Annotated in this window: 15 protein-coding genes and 1 riboswitch; of the genes, 7 read left to right on the top strand and 8 right to left on the bottom strand. The window is 69.1% G+C overall.

Going from position 1 to position 16866, the window contains the following annotated elements; translation table 11 throughout:
• The first annotated feature begins 22 nt into the window (after positions 1-22).
• Positions 23-625, top strand: a complete 603-nt coding sequence (locus E3T54_RS04475) for a TetR/AcrR family transcriptional regulator C-terminal domain-containing protein (RefSeq protein WP_241977057.1) — start codon at positions 23-25, stop codon at positions 623-625.
• Between the two features lie 177 nt (positions 626-802).
• On the opposite strand, the gene E3T54_RS04470 is transcribed toward E3T54_RS04475, so the two are convergent.
• A complete protein-coding gene (locus tag E3T54_RS04470) occupies positions 803-2245 on the bottom strand; it encodes a helix-turn-helix transcriptional regulator (RefSeq protein ID WP_134474738.1) in 1443 nt (480 codons plus the stop codon).
• Positions 2246-2402: 157 nt separating this feature from the next.
• On the opposite strand from E3T54_RS04470, the gene E3T54_RS04465 reads away from it, so the two are divergent.
• The gene (locus tag E3T54_RS04465; RefSeq protein WP_134474737.1) at positions 2403-4256 is read left to right on the top strand and encodes a phosphoenolpyruvate carboxykinase (GTP); all 1854 of its coding nucleotides are present in this window, start codon (positions 2403-2405) and stop codon (positions 4254-4256) included.
• Between the two features lie 198 nt (positions 4257-4454).
• Here E3T54_RS04465 and E3T54_RS04460 read toward each other — a convergent pair whose 3' ends face one another.
• Positions 4455-6389 carry an ABC transporter ATP-binding protein gene (locus E3T54_RS04460; protein ID WP_134474754.1) on the bottom strand — a complete coding sequence of 645 codons (1935 nt, stop codon included), beginning with the start codon at positions 6387-6389 and terminating at the stop codon, positions 4455-4457.
• Positions 6390-6572: 183 nt separating this feature from the next.
• Between E3T54_RS04460 and E3T54_RS04455 the strand changes: the two genes are divergently transcribed.
• The 3 genes from E3T54_RS04455 to E3T54_RS04445 are packed head-to-tail and all read left to right on the top strand — an operon-like array spanning position 6573 to position 9159.
• A complete protein-coding gene (locus E3T54_RS04455; RefSeq protein WP_092322985.1) occupies positions 6573-7499 on the top strand; it encodes an ABC transporter ATP-binding protein in 927 nt (308 codons plus the stop codon).
• The gene (locus E3T54_RS04450) at positions 7496-8332 is read left to right on the top strand and encodes an ABC transporter permease (protein ID WP_134474736.1); all 837 of its coding nucleotides are present in this window, start codon (positions 7496-7498) and stop codon (positions 8330-8332) included. Before E3T54_RS04455 ends, E3T54_RS04450 begins: the two co-directional genes overlap by 4 nt.
• Before the next feature lie 47 nt (positions 8333-8379).
• On the top strand, positions 8380-9159 hold the full coding sequence (locus tag E3T54_RS04445) for an ABC transporter permease (RefSeq protein WP_092323016.1): 780 nt from the start codon (positions 8380-8382) through the stop codon (positions 9157-9159).
• 73 nt (positions 9160-9232) lie between these two features.
• On the opposite strand, the gene E3T54_RS04440 is transcribed toward E3T54_RS04445, so the two are convergent.
• The 6 genes from E3T54_RS04440 to E3T54_RS04415 form a co-directional block, all read right to left on the bottom strand.
• Positions 9233-9589 carry a hypothetical protein gene (locus tag E3T54_RS04440; RefSeq protein WP_092322988.1) on the bottom strand — a complete coding sequence of 119 codons (357 nt, stop codon included), beginning with the start codon at positions 9587-9589 and terminating at the stop codon, positions 9233-9235.
• An 80-nt stretch (positions 9590-9669) separates the two neighbouring features.
• The gene (ribH, locus tag E3T54_RS04435; protein ID WP_134474735.1) at positions 9670-10143 is read right to left on the bottom strand and encodes a 6,7-dimethyl-8-ribityllumazine synthase; all 474 of its coding nucleotides are present in this window, start codon (positions 10141-10143) and stop codon (positions 9670-9672) included.
• The gene (ribA, locus tag E3T54_RS04430) at positions 10140-11402 is read right to left on the bottom strand and encodes a GTP cyclohydrolase II (RefSeq protein ID WP_134474734.1); all 1263 of its coding nucleotides are present in this window, start codon (positions 11400-11402) and stop codon (positions 10140-10142) included. Before ribA ends, ribH begins: the two co-directional genes overlap by 4 nt.
• Positions 11399-12073: a riboflavin synthase gene (locus tag E3T54_RS04425; RefSeq protein WP_134474733.1), complete on the bottom strand. Its 675-nt coding sequence runs from the start codon at positions 12071-12073 to the stop codon at positions 11399-11401. The genes ribA and E3T54_RS04425 overlap by 4 nt, the downstream gene beginning before the upstream one ends.
• Positions 12054-13100 (bottom strand): bifunctional diaminohydroxyphosphoribosylaminopyrimidine deaminase/5-amino-6-(5-phosphoribosylamino)uracil reductase RibD, encoded by a 1047-nt coding sequence (ribD, locus tag E3T54_RS04420; protein ID WP_134474732.1) that lies wholly within the window; start codon positions 13098-13100, stop codon positions 12054-12056. The genes E3T54_RS04425 and ribD overlap by 20 nt, the downstream gene beginning before the upstream one ends.
• Positions 13101-13191: 91 nt before the next feature.
• A riboswitch (FMN riboswitch) is annotated at positions 13192-13324 on the bottom strand.
• Positions 13325-13645: 321 nt separating this feature from the next.
• Complete coding sequence (locus tag E3T54_RS04415) at positions 13646-14620, bottom strand: sugar-binding transcriptional regulator (RefSeq protein ID WP_134474731.1); 975 nt, start codon at positions 14618-14620, stop codon at positions 13646-13648.
• 34 nt (positions 14621-14654) lie between these two features.
• Between E3T54_RS04415 and E3T54_RS04410 the strand changes: the two genes are divergently transcribed.
• Both E3T54_RS04410 and E3T54_RS04405 read left to right on the top strand, forming a co-directional pair.
• Entirely contained in the window at positions 14655-16466 is a 1812-nt protein-coding gene (locus tag E3T54_RS04410; RefSeq protein ID WP_134474730.1) for a glycerol-3-phosphate dehydrogenase/oxidase, read from the top strand.
• Between the two features lie 139 nt (positions 16467-16605).
• On the top strand, positions 16606-16866 hold a 261-nt coding region (locus E3T54_RS04405; protein WP_174844386.1), incomplete at its 3' end, for an aquaporin.

The raw sequence follows: 16866 nt of genomic DNA, 5'->3' as shown, positions 1-16866 counted from the left end.
TGATCGGGTGATTGAGGCGGCCGTGAGGCTTGCCGACGCCGGGGGACTCGATGGGCTCACGATGCGGCGGCTGGGCGAAGAGCTGAACGTCGAAGCAATGTCGATCTACAATCACGTCGCCAACAAAGAGGACCTCATCAACGGCATGGCAGACGCGGTCTTCAGCGAGATCGAATTGCCTTCGCACAGCGACGACTGGAAGACGGCCATCCGGAAACGCTCGATCTCCTTTCGCGAGGTACTCGCCCGGCACCCCTGGGCGACGACGGTGCGGGACTCCGGCGCGAACCCCGGTGCGGCCACCCTCCGGCACCACGACCGGGTGATCGGCACGTTCCGCAACGGCGGCTTCTCCGTCGCGATGGCGGCGCACGCGTTCTCAGCGGTGGACAGCTACATCTATGGGTTCGCAATGCAGGAGAAGAGTCTGCCCTTCACCACACCGGAAGAAGTCGCCGCGATGGCCGAAATCATGCTCGCGCAGCTCCCCAGGAGTGAGTACCCATACCTTGCCGAGCTCACCGCCGATTATGTGCTGAAGCCGGGCTACTTCTACGGCGACGAGTTCCTCGTAGGACTCGACCTCATACTCGACGGGCTCGAGGCGATGCGAAACGCGTCATAGTCCGACGGTGCCCGCCGCCCGCGGCTCCGGCTTCGCGCGGTCGCGGATGCCGTTGACTTGCGGAAAAAGTACCTTCCGCGGCCTCGGGAAGGTACTTTTTCCGCAACTCAGTAACTCAGTAACTCAGTAACTCAGTAACAGCAACTCAGCCAGCGCGAGGGCGGGCGCCCGACGGGGCTACTCCGCGGCGTGCGCCTCGAGGAACTCGTAGACCTCGGTGTCGTCGACGCCCGGGAAGGTCCCGGAGGGCAGCGGCGAGAGCACATGGGCGTGCAGTCTGGCGCTCGGCCAGGCCTTCCCGACCCAGCGAGACGACACCGCGGATACCGGGCGCCGGCAGCAGGACTCGTCCGGGCAGCGGGACACGGCCCGCTGGGTCGTCTCCCGGCCGCGGAACCACTTCGCCTGCGCGAAAGGCACCCCGACGGTGATCGAGAACTCGCCGGCATCCGTCGCCCCGGTCTGCGTCGCGCACCAGAACGTGCCGGCCGGCGTGTCGGTGTACTGGTAGAACTCGGTGGTGCGGTTGGTGTGGGTGAAGGCGCTGCGGGCGCTCCACTGCTTGCACACGTACTGGCCCTCGATCGAGCCGGTCACGTCGACCGGCAACGGGAGGCCGTCGTTCTCGTAGCCCTTCTGCAGGGCGCCGTCGCCGGTGACGCGCAGGAAATGCAGCGTCATGTCGAGGTGGCTCGTCGCCAGGTTCGTCAGCCGGAGGGCCGCGGCCTCGTGCGTCACCCCGAAGGCGTCGCGGAAGTCTTCGACGGCCAGCTCGCGCTCGCGCTTGGCGGTGGAGAGGAAGGCGAGGGATGCCTCGCGTGGCATCAGCGCTGCCGCCGCGAAGTAGTTGATCTGCAGCCGCTGCCAGAGGAACTCGGCGTAGCTGGAGGGCCGCTCGTGGCCGAGCAGCCGGTGCCCCATCGCCTGCAGCGCCATCGACCGCAGGCCGTGGCCGCCGGGGATGGACGCCGGCGGCAGGTAGATCCGGTGATTGACCAGGTCGGTCACCGAGCGCGTGGAGTTGGGCAGGTCGTTGACGTAGATGAGGTTGAAGCCCAGGCGCTCGGCCATCACGCTCACCTCCCGGTGGGTGAGCGCGCCCGAGACGTGCCCGGAGGCCCGCACCTGGTCTTCGGCCAGTTGCTCGATGTCGGGCATGTAATTGTCGCGGTCGCGCATCAGCTCGCGCAGCTCGGTGTTCGCGCGCCGCGCCTCCTCGGGCGTGGCGATGGCCTCGCTGGCCCGGCGGGCGAGCTCCCGGTGCAGCCCGACGAGGGACTCGACGGCCGCCAGCGGGGTGCCCTTGGTCACCTTGACCTGGGGCAGGCCGAGCGCGCCGTAGAGCGGGTTTTTCTGCGCCCTGGCCAGCTCAATCTCCAGCGCCGCCCGCGTGTTCGGAGCCTCGCGGCTGAGCAGCTCGGTGAGGTCGACGCCCAGGGCGGCCGCGACATCCTGCAGCGTCGAGAGCTTCGGCTCCCGCCGCCCATTCTCGATCAGGGAGAGCTGGCTGCCGGCCAGCCCCACCCGGTCACCGAGCTGGTCCAGGGTGAGCCCGCGCTGGCCGCGGAAATGACGGATGCGATGGCCGAGGGTGATGAGATCAGAGGCTTGCGACGACATTCCTTAACAATACCGAAAGAAACGACTTTCTTAACGGCTGGTTCTCGCTTTCTGTCCGGATTTCTGCCGCACACTGGATCAAGAGGGCAAATTTTCACGCCCTGCAACGTCGCACCCGAGCGAGATCGACCTGAAATCAACGATGAAAGGCCAGGAGATGACCATCGCTAATTTCCCCATCCAGACCGGCGGAGAACAATCCAGCACGGGTTCGGGCACGACCGACCCCAACCTCCAGGCCTGGGTCGACGAGGTCGCCCGCCTGACCCAGCCGGACGCAATCGTCTGGTGCGATGGTTCCATGCGCGAAGCCGACGCCCTGGCCAAGCAGCTCGTCACCGAGGGCAAGCTCATCCGCCTGAACCCGGAATGGCGCCCCAACAGTTTCCTCGCCCGCACGGACCCTTCCGATGTCGCCCGCGTCGAGGACCGCACGTTCATCTGCTCCGCCGACCCCGACGACGCCGGCCCCACGAACAACTGGGCCGACCCCGAGCTGATGCGCGACGAGCTCAAGGTCGTCTTCGCCGGCAGCATGCGCGGCCGCACAATGTACGTCGTGCCGTTCTCGATGGGCCCGCTCGGCGGCCCCATCTCGCAGCTTGGCGTCGAGATCACCGACTCGCCTTACGTCGTGCTCAACATGGGCATCATGACCCGCATGGGCGACAAGGTCCTCCGCCTGATCGAGGGCGGTGCTCGCTGGGTGCAGACCGTGCACAGCGTCGGCTTCCCGCTGATCGAGGAAGACGGCCACAAGCGCGACGACGTGCAGTGGCCCTGCAGCGAGCTCAAGTACATCGTCCAGTTCCCGGACACCCGCGAGGTCTGGTCCTACGGCTCTGGTTACGGCGGCAACGCGCTGCTGTCGAAGAAGTCGTTCGCGCTGCGCATCGCATCCGTCATGGCCCGCGATGAGGGCTGGCTCGCCGAGCACATGCTGCTGATCAAGGTCACCTCGCCGGAGGGCGGCGTGTCCCACGTGGCCGCCGCGTTCCCCTCCGCCTGCGGCAAGACGAACCTCTCGATGCTGCGCCCGACCATCCCCGGATGGAAGGTCGAGACCATCGGCGACGACATCGCCTGGCTGCGCCCCGGCCCCGACGGCAAGCTCTACGCGATCAACCCGGAGGCCGGCTTCTTCGGCGTCGCCCCCGGCACCGGCGAGATCACGAACCCGACGGCCGTGAACACAGTCTGGGGCAACACGATCTTCACAAACGTGGCGCTGCGCGACGACGGCGATGTCTGGTGGGAGGGCCTCACCGAGACGGCCCCGAGCCACCTCATCGACTGGCAGGGCAACGACTGGACGCCCGATTCCGGACGCCCGGCCGCGCACCCCAACTCCCGGTTCACCGTCGCTGCCGCGCAGTGCCCGTCCATCTCCGAGGACTGGGAGGCGTTCGGCGGCGTGCCGATCGACGCCATCCTGTTCGGCGGCCGTCGCGCCACCAACGTCCCGCTCGTCGCCCAGGCGCGCAGCTGGAAGCACGGCGTGTTCATGGGTGCCACGATCTCTTCCGAGAAGACCGCGGCCGCCGAGGGCACCGTCGGCGAGCTGCGCCGCGACCCGTTCGCGATGCTCCCGTTCTGCGGCTACAACATGGCCGACTACTGGGCCCACTGGCTCAAGGTCGGCAAGGGACTCGGCGTCAACGCCCCGGCGATCTTCCAGGTGAACTGGTTCCGCAAGGGCGCGGACGGCAGCTTCCTCTGGCCCGGCTTCGGCGAGAACTCGCGCGTGATCGAGTGGATCGTGCGTCGCATCGAGGGCAAGGCGGATGCCGTCGACACCCCGATCGGACTGCTCCCGTCCGACGACGCGCTCAACCTCGACGGACTCGACCTGTCCGAGCACCAGGTCGAGCAGCTGTTCCGCATCGACAACGAGTCCTGGATGGAGGAGTGCGACATGACGGAGGAATACTTCAAGAAGTTCGGCAGCCGCGTTCCCCCGGCGCTGCTCGCCGAGCTCGCCAGCGTGCGCTACAACCTCCGCGCGGAGTAGCCGCCCGGCCTCACCGCCCGGCCCAACGCCCGGCTCTCCCGTCGAATGCGACGGCAGAGCCGGGCGTTTGACGTTTGCCAACCGTCCCCTTCCGGACCACCCCACCTCGCCGAACTGTGAGTTTGGCACCTTCCCGACCCCCGGGAAGGTGCCAAACTCACAGTTCGGCGTGGGGGATTGGCGTGCGGGGAGCGCCGGTTAGACGAGCAGCTGGTGCTTGGCGAGCTCGCGGTAGAGCGGGGTGGAGGCGACGAGCTCGGAGTGGGTGCCGGTGCCGACGACCTGGCCGTGGTCGAGCACCACGATCTGGTCGGAATCGACCACGGTCGAGAGCCGGTGCGCGATCACGATCAGGGTGCGGTTGACGGCGACCGCGTCGATCGCCGCGCGCATCTTCTGCTCGTTGACGCCGTCGAGGCTCGAGGTGGATTCGTCGAGCAGCAGGATCGGCGGCGCCGCGAGCAGGGCCCGCGCGATCGCGAGCCGCTGGCGTTCCCCGCCGGAGAGCATGACGCCCGACTCGCCGACCGCCGCGCCGAGCCCGGCCGGGTCACGGTCGAGCACCTCGCCGAGGTTGACGGCGTGCAGCACGGCGATGCACTCCTCGTCGGTGGCGTCCGGCGTGGCCAGGGTGAGGTTGTCGCGCAGCGACCCGGCGAGCACAGGGGCGTCCTGCTCGACGTAGCCGATCTGCGACCGGAGCGCGGTGCGGTCGAGGGTGCGGATGTCCAGCCCGCCCAGTCGCACGATGCCGGCGGTGGGGTCGTAGAACCGCTCGATCAGGGCGAGGATGGTGCTCTTGCCGGCGCCGGACGGCCCGACCAGGGCCGTGCGCAGACCGCGCGGGGCGCTGAACGAGACGCCGCGGAGCACCGCGCGCGGACCGGCCGGCGCCGGTCCCGACGTGCCGGCGCCGTCGGCTGCGGCCAGGTTGGCGTCGATCAGGTCGGGTTCGGCGAGCACTTCCTCGAGCACGCCGGGGGCGATGATCAGGGTTTCGAGCACCGCGGGCACGTCCGCGGCGGCGACCGGGGCTTCTGCGGCGGCCGGCGGCGTGGCCCCGGGCTCGGGCGTGCCACCCGGCGCGGCCGGAACCGCGTAGCCGAAGTGCACGTCCTCGAAGGCGATGGCGGGGGCATCCGGCAGCATCGACGCGTTGGCGGCGCCGACCGTGAGGGCCAGCGGGGCGATGTCGCGGTCGAACTGGTCCTCGGCGGGCAGGTCGATGATCTCCTCGATGCGGCCGAGCGCGCCGAGCGCCGCGTTCACCGAGGTGATCGCGCCGAAGGCCTGGCCGAGCGGCATGATCATCATGAACAGGAAGAGGATGAAGGCCACCAGGTCGGCGACGGTGATGGCGCCGCTGGCGACCCGGAAGCCGCCGACGCCGAGCACGACGAGGAATGACACCTGCATGGCGATGCCGGCGATGGGCACGACCAGGGCGGAGATCTTCGCGACCTTGATGCCCATCCGCCAGGCGCCCCTGGCGTCCTCCTCGACGACCGCGATCTCGCGCTCCGTCGCGTTCGAGGCGCGCACGGTGCGCACGGCGCTGATGGCCCGTTCGACGCTGGCGGCGAGGTCACCGACTTTGGCCTGCGCCGCGGCGCTGGCGGTACGGATGCGCTGGGACAGCAGCGTCACCGTCACCACCGACACGGTTATCACGAGCACCGTCAGCCCGAGCAGCACCGGGTCGATGATGAGCATGGCGATGAGCGCGCCGACGAAGGTGAGGGAGCCGCCGACCGCCTCGACGAGTCCCTGGGTGAGCACGGCACGCAGCAGGGTCGTGTCGGAGCCGACCCGGGAGACGAGGTCGCCGGTGCGCCGGGTGTCGAACTCGCTGATCGGGAGCCGCAGCATCCGCCCGATCAGCTTGCGGCGACTGGAGAGCACGACGCCCTCACCGGTGCGCTGCAGCAGGTAGTGCTGGTAGCCGCTGATCAGGCCGGAGACGACGACGAGCGCGATCAGGGCGCCGACGAGCCCGCCGAGCGGGTCCTCCTTCTGCACGATCGTGATCACCTGGCTGACCAGCAGCGGCTGCGCCAGGCTGGCCGCGGCGCCGAGAATGCTCAGCACGATCACGACGCCGAGCACCTTCTTGTGCTCGAGGAGGTAGGGCATGAGCTGGCTGAATTTCGCGCGCGGCCCCTCGGGGGTTCCGCCGCGGCGCCCGAACCGGGACGTCGTCGGGGGACGCTCCGAGGAGGGGAGGGAGGAAGGGGCGGATTCGGCGCTGGGTGTCGTGCTCACCAACCGAGTTTACTTCCCGGGAGATGACCTCCGACCGGTCTACAGTGGGGAACTGTGCCGGAGCCCGTGATCATCGCCCAAAACCTCGTCAAAAAGTACAAGGACTTCGCCGCCGTCGACGGCATTTCCTTCGAGGTGGCGCCAGGGGAGTCCTTCGGCCTGCTCGGCCCGAACGGCGCCGGCAAATCGACCACTATGCGGATGGTCGGCGCGGTCTCCACCCGCACAAGCGGCGACCTCAGCATCCTCGGCCTCGACCCGAACGGCTACGGGCCGGAGATCCGCTCCCGCCTCGGCGTCGTGCCGCAGTCCGACAACCTCGACACCGAGCTGCGCGTGCGCGAGAATCTGCTCGTCTACGGCCGCTACTTCGGCCTGCCGCGCAAGCAGGTGGCCGAGCGAGCCGACGAACTGCTCGCCTTCGCGCAGCTCGAGGACAAGGCCAAATCGAAGGTGGACGCCCTCTCCGGCGGCATGAAGCGCCGCCTCACGATCGCGCGCGCGCTGATCAACGACCCGAAGATCCTGCTGCTGGACGAACCGACCACCGGCCTCGACCCGCAGGCCAGGCACATCCTCTGGGACCGGCTCTTCCGGCTCAAGGAGCAGGGCACCACCCTGCTGCTGACCACCCACTACATGGACGAGGCCGAGCAGCTCTGCGACCGGCTCGTCGTGGTCGACAAGGGCACGATCATGGCCGAGGGGTCCCCGGCCGAGCTGATCCGCAAGCACTCGTCCCGGGAGGTGCTCGAGGTGCGGTTCGGCTCCGAGCGCAACGCCCAGGTCGCCGAGCAGATCGCCGGCTTCGGCGACCGGATCGAGGTGTTGCCCGACCGCATCCTCGTCTACAGCGGCAACGGTGAGCGTGAAATGGAACGGATGACCCAGGCCGGGCTGCACCCGATCACCAGCCTCGTGCGGCGCTCGAGCCTGGAAGACGTCTTCCTCCGGCTGACCGGACGGACCCTGATCGAATGAGCGCCGTGGTCGACCAGGCCGAACAGGCCATCGCGGCGACGGTCAAACCACGCCGCTGGGGGTCCTGGTACGTCGCCGAGCACCGGTTCCGGGTCATGCGCTCCTACGCGCAGACGGTCGTGGTCACGGCCATCGGCAACCCGCTGATCTACCTCTACGCCATGGGCGTCGGCCTGGCCACGCTCGTCGACGGCAACCTCGGCGCGGAGGCGGTCGACGGCGTCAGCTACCTGACCTTCGTCGCCCCGGCCCTGCTCGCCAGCGCGGCCGTCGCCGTCGCGTCCGAGGAGTTCAGCTACCCGGTCCTGCTGGGCTTCAAGTGGAACCCGATCTTCTACGGCATGAACGCCTCCCCGATCCAGCCGGGCCAGATCATCAACGGCATCGTCATCTCGGTGACCGTTCGGATGTTCGTCACCCTGGGCATCTACTTCGGCTTCATGCTGCTCTTTGGCGCGGTCCCGTCGCCGACGGGCTTCCTCGCCGTCCTCGCGGCGCTGCTCACCGGCCTCGGGCTCGGGGCCCTGCTGATGGGCTACACGGCCAGGATCATCGACGACAACGGCCAGCTGGTGATGGTCATGCGCTTCATCATCCTGCCGATGACCCTGTTCTCCGGCACGTTCTTCCCGCTCAGCGTGCTGCCGATCTACCTGCAGTGGATCGGCTGGATCTCCCCGCTCTGGCACGGCACCGAACTCGCCCGGGTCTTCGCCTACGGCGCGAGCGAACCGATCTGGCTGACCGTCGTGCACGTGCTCTACCTGGCCGTGCTGCTCGGCATCGGCTGGACCTGGGCCCGGCGCGTCACCGTGAGGAGGCTGAACAAGTGACGGATTCCGAGACCGCGGTGGCAGCATCCGTCGCCGCAGCCCGGCCGATGCGCGCCCTCTACGCCGGCAACGCGCGCAGCGTCATGCAGCGCGGCTGGCGCGCGACGAGAAGCTCGAACTGGATGATCGTGGTGAGCGGCTTCTTCGAGCCGATCTTCTACCTGCTCTCGATGGGCCTCGGCCTCGGCGCGCTGATCGGCACGATCACCACCGAATCGGGCGATGAGGTGCCGTACGCGGCGTTCATCGCGCCGGCGCTGCTGGCCGTGTCGGCGATGAACGGCGCGATCTACGACTCGACCTGGAACGTGTTCTTCAAGATGCAGTTCGCGAAACTGTACGAGGGCATGCTGTCCACCTCGCTCGGGCCGCTGGATGTCGCGCTCGGCGAGATCTCGCTGGCCCTGCTGCGCGGCGGGATCTACGCGACCGGCTTCATGCTCGTGATGCAGGCGCTCGGGCTGAACCTGTCCTGGTGGGCGCTGCTGGCGCTGCCGGCCGTGCTGCTGATCGCGTTCGGCTTCGCCAGCGTCGGCATGGCGATCACCAGCTACATGAAGACGTTCCAGCAGATGGACTGGATCAACCTGTTCCTGCTGCCGATGTTCCTGTTCTCGGCGACGTTCTACCCGCTCAGCGTGTACCCGCAGGGCATCCAGTACGTCATCCAGGCGCTGCCGCTCTGGCACGGGGTGGAGCTCGTGCGCGGGCTGACCACGGGACTGGTCGGGCCGGGGATGCTCTGGCACGTGCTCTACTACGTCGTGATGATCCTCGTCGGCCTGGTCTTCACCACCCGCCGCCTGCGGGTGCTCTTCCTCGACTGACCTCTCCCCGCGAAACCGCGGTTGTGCGCCCTAAAACGTCGTTTTAGCGCGCACAACTGCGGTTTCGCGGGGACTACTTCCAGAGAACCGCGACGGCGATGTTGGCGACGGTGAGGCCGCCGATGGCCCAGAGCGCCCAGGACGGGGCGACGGGCTTCTTGCGGTACATGATCACGAGCACCGTGATCACGATGAGCACGACCAGTTTGACGGCGATCTTGGCATTGTCGATCTCGCCGGGCTCGGCCATCTGCACGAGGCCGACGAGCAGCAGGCCGGTCACCAGCTGGGTCAGGGCGCCGTGGAACATCGCGGCGACGACGGTGCCCTTGCCGGCGATGATGTCCTTCACCTGCACCAGGAACCCGCCGAGCAGCGAGGCGAGGCCGATGAAGTGCAGAATGACGAGAATGCCGATCAGGATGTCCATGCCGCCAGCCTAGGGGACGGCACGGCCCCTCACCGGGAGGCGAGGCTCACCGGGACGCGAGGCTCACTGGGAGGCGAGGCTCACTGGGAGGCGAGCTCCCGCAGCAGCCGAGCCGTCGCGATGGCCGCCGACGCGGCCTCCTCGCCCTTGTCCTCCTTCGAACCGGGCAGCCCGGCCCGGTCGAGCCCCTGCTGCTCGTCGTCGAGGGTGAGCACGCCGAAACCGACGGGCTTGCCGGCGTCCAGCGCCACCCGGGTGAGGCCATCCGTCGCCGCCGCTGACACGTATTCGAAGTGTGGGGTGCCGCCGCGGATGATCACGCCGAGCGCGACCACCGCATCCGCCCCGTTGTCGAGGGCGACCTTGCAGGCGACCGGCAGCTCGAAGCTGCCCGGCACCCGCACGAGGGACCAGCTTGCGCCGGACGCCTCGAGCACGCGGGTTGCGCCGGCGATCAGCCCGTCGGTGATCACGTCGTGCCACCGCCCGGCCACGATCACGACGGTGAGGCCGGTTCCGTCGACGGTCAGCTCGGGGGATCCTGCTCCGCTCACAGTGCGAGTCCTTTCAACATGTGGTGCTCCTCGATATGGTGGCCCATCCGGTCGCGTTTGGCGGCCAGGTAGTCCTCGTTGTGGCTGCCGATCCCGACGACCAGCGGGACCCGCTCGATCACGGCGACGCCGTGCAACTCGAGCTGGCGCACCTTCTCCGGGTTGTTGGTCAGCAGGCGCACCGAGGTCAGCCCCATCTGGTGCAGGATGCCGGTGGCCGCCCCGTAGTCGCGGGAGTCGCCGGGCAGGCCCAGCGCCAGGTTCGCGTCCAGCGTGTCGAGTCCGTCTTCCTGCAGCTTGTAGGCGCGCAGCTTGTTGATCAGCCCGATGCCGCGACCCTCCTGGCCGCGCAGGTAGACGACGACGCCGCCGTCCCGCTGGATGGTCTCCAGCGCCGCGTCCAGCTGCGGCCCGCACTCGCACTTGAGCGAGCCGAACGCCTCGCCGGTCAGGCATTCGGAGTGCACCCGGACGAGGGCGCCGTCGGCCGGGGTGCCCGAGACGATCGCGACGTGGTCGGCCCCGGTCATCCGGTCGCGGTAGGCCCGCATCTGGAACGCGCCGTGCCTGGTCGGCACGGTCGTCTCCACCTCGAAGTCCACCCGCGGCGACGCGGGGATGGGGCTGATCGTGGGCAGGTCGGTGTCGCAGTGGAATTCCTGCAGGTACTCGATCAGCTCTTTGATAGTGATCACGAGCACGCCCTCGCGCTCGCCGAGTTCGAGCAGGCCGGGCAGGCGCATCATCTCGCCGTCCTCGGCGACGATCTCGGCGATCCCGGCGACCGGCACGAGGCCGGCCAGCTTCATCAGGTCGACCGCGGCCTCGGTGTGGCCGTCGCGCTCGCGCACCCCGCCGTCCACGGCGCGCAAGGGCAGGATGTGGCCGGGTCGGTGCAGGCTGGCCGGGGTGGAGACCGGGTCGGCCAGCACCCGGAGGGTGTGGGCCCGGTCGGCGGCGCTGATGCCGGTGCTCAGGCGATCGGCCGCATCCACCGACACGGTGTAGGCGGTGCCGCGAACATCCTCATTGTTCAGCACCATCATCGGCAGGTCGAGCTGGTCGGCGATGTCGTTGGTCATCGGCGCGCAGATGAAGCCGGACGAGTACCGCACCGTCCAGGCGATCCACTCCTGCGTGGCCATCTGGGCGGAGATGATCACGTCGCCCTCGTTCTCCCGGCCTTCGTCGTCGGCGACGATGACCGGCTTGCCCAGGCGCAGCGCCTCGAGGGCGGTGGGGATGTCGGCGAGGCTCATGATGCGCTCCTTTGTGTTGCGGGTGTTGGTGTTGGTGCCGGTGTGGCGGGCGCCGGTCGTGCGGCCGCCGCCAGGTCGAGGATTCGCAGGGCGTGGCGAGCGAGGATGTCGGTCTCGAGGTTGACCTGGTCGCCAACGCCGAGGGCGCCGAGGGTGGTCGCGGTGAGGGTTTCGGGGATCAGCGAGACCTCGAACCATTGCTCCGGTTCGCTCGCCGGGCTGATGTTGCTCACGGTGAGCGACACCCCGTCGATCGCGATCGACCCCTTGCCGGTGACCAGCGGGGCGAGCTCGGGGGAGAGACCGAACCGCAGCACCCGCCAGGCGTCGCCGGGGGTGACCCGGAGCACGGCGCTCGTGCCGTCGATATGGCCCTGCACGATGTGTCCGCCGAGGCGGTCGCCGACGAGGGCGGCGCGTTCGAGGTTGACCGGCGTGCCCTCGGCCAGGCCGTCGAGCGTGGACATGGCCAGGGTCTGCGCCATGACGTCGGCCGTGAAGCCCTCCGCGGTGCGGTCGACGACGGTGAGGCACACGCCGTTGACCGAGATCGAGTCGCCGTGCCCCGCGCCGGCCACGACCAGGGGCGCGCGGAAGGTGAGGCGTGCGGCATCCGTCGAACGCTCGATCCGTTCGATGCTGCCGAGTTCCTCAATGATTCCGGTGAACATGGTCGTTCCTTTCGCGGGGGCGGGCGACGACGAGGATGTCTTCGCCGAGTCGGTCGATGTGGTCGATGGCCAGGCGTCGCTGCTCGGCGATGCTGGACACGCCGATTTCGCCGAGGGCCAGCCGGCCGCCGCCCAGCAGGGTGGGGGCGAGGTAGACGAGGTATTCGTCGACGAGGCCGGCGGCCACGAACGCGCTGGCGAGGGTGGGGCCGCCTTCGACGAAGGCGCGCCGGATGCCGCGATCGTGCAGGTCGCGGAGAACGGAGCCGAGGTCGCCGCCGTCGAAGAAGAGGGGAGCCTTCGGGTGCGCGAGCACGGCCGAGCCCGCCGGGATCGGCCGGCTGCCGAGGATGACGGGAACCGGCTGGCCGGCCAGCAGGGCGCCGTCGGCGTCGCGGGCGGTCAGCGCGGGGTCGTCGGCGAGGACGGTCCCGGTCCCGACGAGGATGGCGTCGGCTTGCGCTCGCCGCCGGTGAACGTCCTGGCGGGCTTCGGGGCCGGTGATCCACTGGCTTGTGCCGTCGGCCGCGGCCGCGCGGCCGTCGAGGCTGGAGGCCCACTTGACGGTCACGAACGGCCGGCCGAGCCCGGCGGCGAACAGCCAGTCGGCTAGGAAGGCCGCGGCCTCCTCGGCGAGGACGCCGCCCTGGACCGCGACCCCGGCCGCACGCAACCGCTCGGCCCCGCCGGAGGAGTGCTCGCCGGGATCGGCGACCGCGTAGACGACGCGGCCGATGCCCGCGTCGAGGAGGGCGACCGAGCACGGGCCGGTGCGGCCGGTGTGGTTGCAGGGTTCGAGGGTGACGACGGCGGTGGCGCCGCGGGCGGCGCCGGCCGGAAGTTTGGCGAGGGCATCGACCTCGGCGTGCGGGGTGCCGGCGCCGCGGTGCCAGCCCTCGGCGAGGGTCTCCCCGTCGGCGCCCAGGATGACACAGCCCACGCGCGGGTTGACGCCGGTCGACGGGCCGTTGCCGGCGAGGTCGAGGGCGCGCCGCATGGAGCGTTCGTCTGCCGCGTCCTGTGTCATTCCCGTCCTCGTCCGTGGTCTGCACGAACTCCGGGGATGTGGGCGTCGCGGATACGCGAAACCCGCCGATCGATCTCGTAAGATCAACCGGCTCGTGCGCCTCCCATCCGGACTTTAACCGTCGGTGCTGGAGTTTCACCAGCTCAACCGCTTCGCTCCAGGGAGCGTCACGGGTCGCGGACTTTAACCGCCGGCTCGGATTTTCACCGACCCCGGAGCACGTTTCTTACTTCTAGTTATAGCCCAACGCAGGCGGCTCCGGATAATTCCCGCCCGCATCGTCACCTCCCGCCTCCCGCCTCCCGCCTCCCGCCTCCCGCCTCCCGCTTCCCGCGTCGGCTGCTGTGTGGCCAACTCAGGAGTTTTCGGATGTTCGGGCCCCGTTCCCCCGGATGAGTGCGGCCTCCGGGCGCCGCCGCACGGATTCTCCTGAGTTGGCCACACAGCGAACCAGCCGCTGGTCGGCGGATTGCGGCGGTGGCGGCCGTGGGACCGGGCGACGGCGGATTGGTGCGGCGGCGACCGGCGGACCGCGTGCCGGCCGGTCAGGGCGTGGCGACCAGCGCCCGCGCCGTGCCCTCGTCGAGGAACAGGTCGGTGATCAGGTCGGCACAGAGGGCTCCGCGGAGGCTCGGCAGCTTGGAGCTGCCCGAGACGACGCAAATGCGGCGAGGCGTCTTCCGCAGCACGGCGAAATCCGGGCCGGTGCCGCGTGCGTTCAACGGGATGCCGCCGGTCGACCCGTCAGCGCGGAAGAACACCGTCGCCACGTCGCCGACCACCCCGTCGCGGCTGAGCGCGTCGAAGTCGTCCGGGTCGAGGTAGCCGCCGGCGTAGACGTGGCTGGGCACCTCGGAGAAGGGCGACCCCAGGCCGAACAGCGCGACGTCCATCCGCCCCTGCATCTCGATCAGCCGGGCCATGCTGCGCTCGCGCCAGAGCGCCTGCCGGGTCACCGGGTCGTCGAAGAACGCGGGTACCGGGAACTGCTGCACATGGGCGCCGAAGGCGTTGCCGAACCGGCCGAGGATTTCGCTCGCGTAGCCGAGCCCGGTGGTGCTCATATTGCCGGCGCCATTGAGCTGCACGATCTGCGAATTGTGGGTCGCCTTCGGCGTGATGTGCCGGCTGATCGCACTCATCGTCGAGCCCCAGGCGATGCCCATGATCATGTTCGAGTCGAAGTACTGGCCGAGAATTCGTGCAACCGAGAGAGCGACGCGCTCGAGCCGGTCGACGTCGTTGGCACGGTCGGACACCGGAACGACGTGCGCCGTGACCCCGTAGCGGGCCTGGATTTCCTGCTCCAGCCGGCTCGGCGCATCCAGCGGGGACCGGATCTGGATGTCGACGAGCCCGGTCGCCCTGGCGTGGCTGAGCAGTCGGGAGACCGAGGATCTCGAGGTGTGCAGCTCCTGCGCGATGGCCTCCATCGTCAGGTCCTGCAGGTAGTACAGCTGCGACGCGGTGAGCGCGTCGCGGTTGCGGTCAGACTGCGCCGCGTCGTCGTCGAGCAGCATTCCCACTCCTTGCACGTATGTGCAATCTGACTGAATGTTTGTGTCGGACTGTCAGGCTGTATTCATTCACAGGTCTTGCCGTCAGCGCAAGCGCCCCCCGCAACGCTCCCACCCGAGAGGCCCGAGAACAGTGACGTCCACCCAGTCTCAGTCAGCCATCCGCACCCGCCCCGAGGCGCAGGTGCTCATCATCGGAGCCGGCATCAACGGCATCGCGACCTTCCGCGACCTTGCCCTGCAGGGTGTCGACGTGGTGATCGTCGACAAGGGAGACTACGTCTCGGGCGCCTCGGCCGCGTCCTCGCACATGATCCACGGCGGCGTCCGCTACCTCGAGAACGGTGAGTTCCGCCTGGTCAAGGAATCCGTCGAGGAGCGCAACGGGCTGCTGAAAATCGCGCCGCACTACGTCAAGCCGCTCAAGACGACGGTGCCGATCTTCTCGACCTTCTCCGGTGTGCTGGCCGCGCCGCTGCGGTTCCTCACCCACAAGCAGGGCAAGCACCAGGAGCGCGGCGCCCTGTTGATCAAGGTCGGCCTCTCCCTCTACGACTCCTTCTCCCGCGACGGCGGCAGCGTTCCCCGCCACGAGTTCCGCGGCGCCCGCGAGTCGCTGGCCCAGCTGCCCCGGCTGAACCCGGGCCTCAAGTACACGGCCACCTACTACGACGCGGCAATGCACGACCCGGAGCGCCTCGCGCTCGACGTGCTGCGCGACGGCCTGGACGCCGGGCCGCACGCCCGCAGCGCCAATTACACCGAGGCGATCGGGATGGATGCTGACGGCGTGCGCCTGCGGGACGTCGTCACCGGCGAGGAATTCAGCGTGACGGCCGATGTCGTGGTGAACACCTCGGGGCCGTGGACCGACCTCACCAATGCCGCGCTCGGCCGGGCCAGCGAGTTCATGGGCGGCACCAAGGGCTCGCACATCGTCGTCGACCATCCCGAACTGCTCGCCGCGACCGGCGGGCGGGAGATCTTCTTCGAGCACAGCGACGGCCGCATCGTGCTGATCTACCCGCTGAAGGACCGCGTGCTGATCGGCACGACCGACCTCGAGCACGACATGACCCAGCCGATCCGCTGCACCGAGACCGAGATCGACTACTTCTTCGAACTCGTCTCGCACGTATTCCCAGACATCACGGTCGGCCGTTCCGACATCGTCTTCCGCTTCGCCGGGGTGCGGCCGCTGCCCCGCCACGACGACGAACAGCCCGGCTTCGTGTCCCGCGACTACCGGATCGAATCCCGCCCGCTCGGCGCCCGGCCCGGCACCCTGCTCAGCCTGGTCGGCGGCAAGTGGACGACGTTCCGCGCCCTCGCCGAGAACCTGGGCGGCGACATCCTGACCCTGCTGGGCATGCCGAGAACGGTCTCGACGGTCGGGCTCCCCATCGGCGGCGGGCGTGACTTTCCGGTGACGGATGACGCGATGCAGGTCTGGCTGGCCGCGAACGGCGACGAGGTGGGCCGGCCCCGGGCCGCGCGGCTCCTGGCCCGGTACGGCACTCGGGCGGTGCAGGTCATCGAGCACCTCACGGCCGGGCCGGATGCCCCGCTGGAGCACGCCTCGGACTACACCCGGCGCGAGATCGAATACCTCGCCGCTACGGAGTCGGTCGTGCGACTCATCGACGTGCTGCTGCGGCGCACGAGCATCGCCTTCGTCGGCGGGGCGAGCAGCGCCCTGGCCGGGGAGATCGCCGATCTGGTCGCACCGGTGCTCGGCTGGGATGCCGCGCGTCGGGCGGCCGAGATCGAGCTCGCGGTCGGCATCCTGCGCCAGGTTCACGGAGTCGACCTGGCTCCGATCGAACGGGACGCCCACGCGGCCGCCTGACGCCCGGCGGGCCGGATCTGCACGAACGTGCAGTCCAAACCCCCCAAACGGGTACCGGGGGACCGGTACGGTTTCACAGGATTGCTGATTCACCCCTGGTGAATCGGATCCTCAGCTTCACCCCATCAGAAAGGTCAATGTGGACAATCTCGGTGTTGTATTCCTGTCGGAGGTCGTTGGGACGGCCATCCTCGTGCTCCTCGGCTGCGGCGTTGTCGCCAACGTCGCGCTCGCAAAAACCAAGGGTTTCGGCGGTGGCTTCCTCATGGTCACGATCGGCTGGGGCCTCGCCGTCTACGCCGGCGTGATCGTCGCCTACAACTCGGGCGCGCACCTGAACCCGGCGGTGACGCTCGGCCTCGTGGCCTCCGGCGCCACCGAGTTCGGCTCGGGCGTGCCG

This window comes from Cryobacterium sp. Sr8, assembly GCF_004403225.1.
In the GTDB taxonomy this organism is placed as follows: domain Bacteria; phylum Actinomycetota; class Actinomycetes; order Actinomycetales; family Microbacteriaceae; genus Cryobacterium; species Cryobacterium psychrotolerans.
This window is presented reverse-complemented; position numbering and strand designations above follow the sequence as displayed.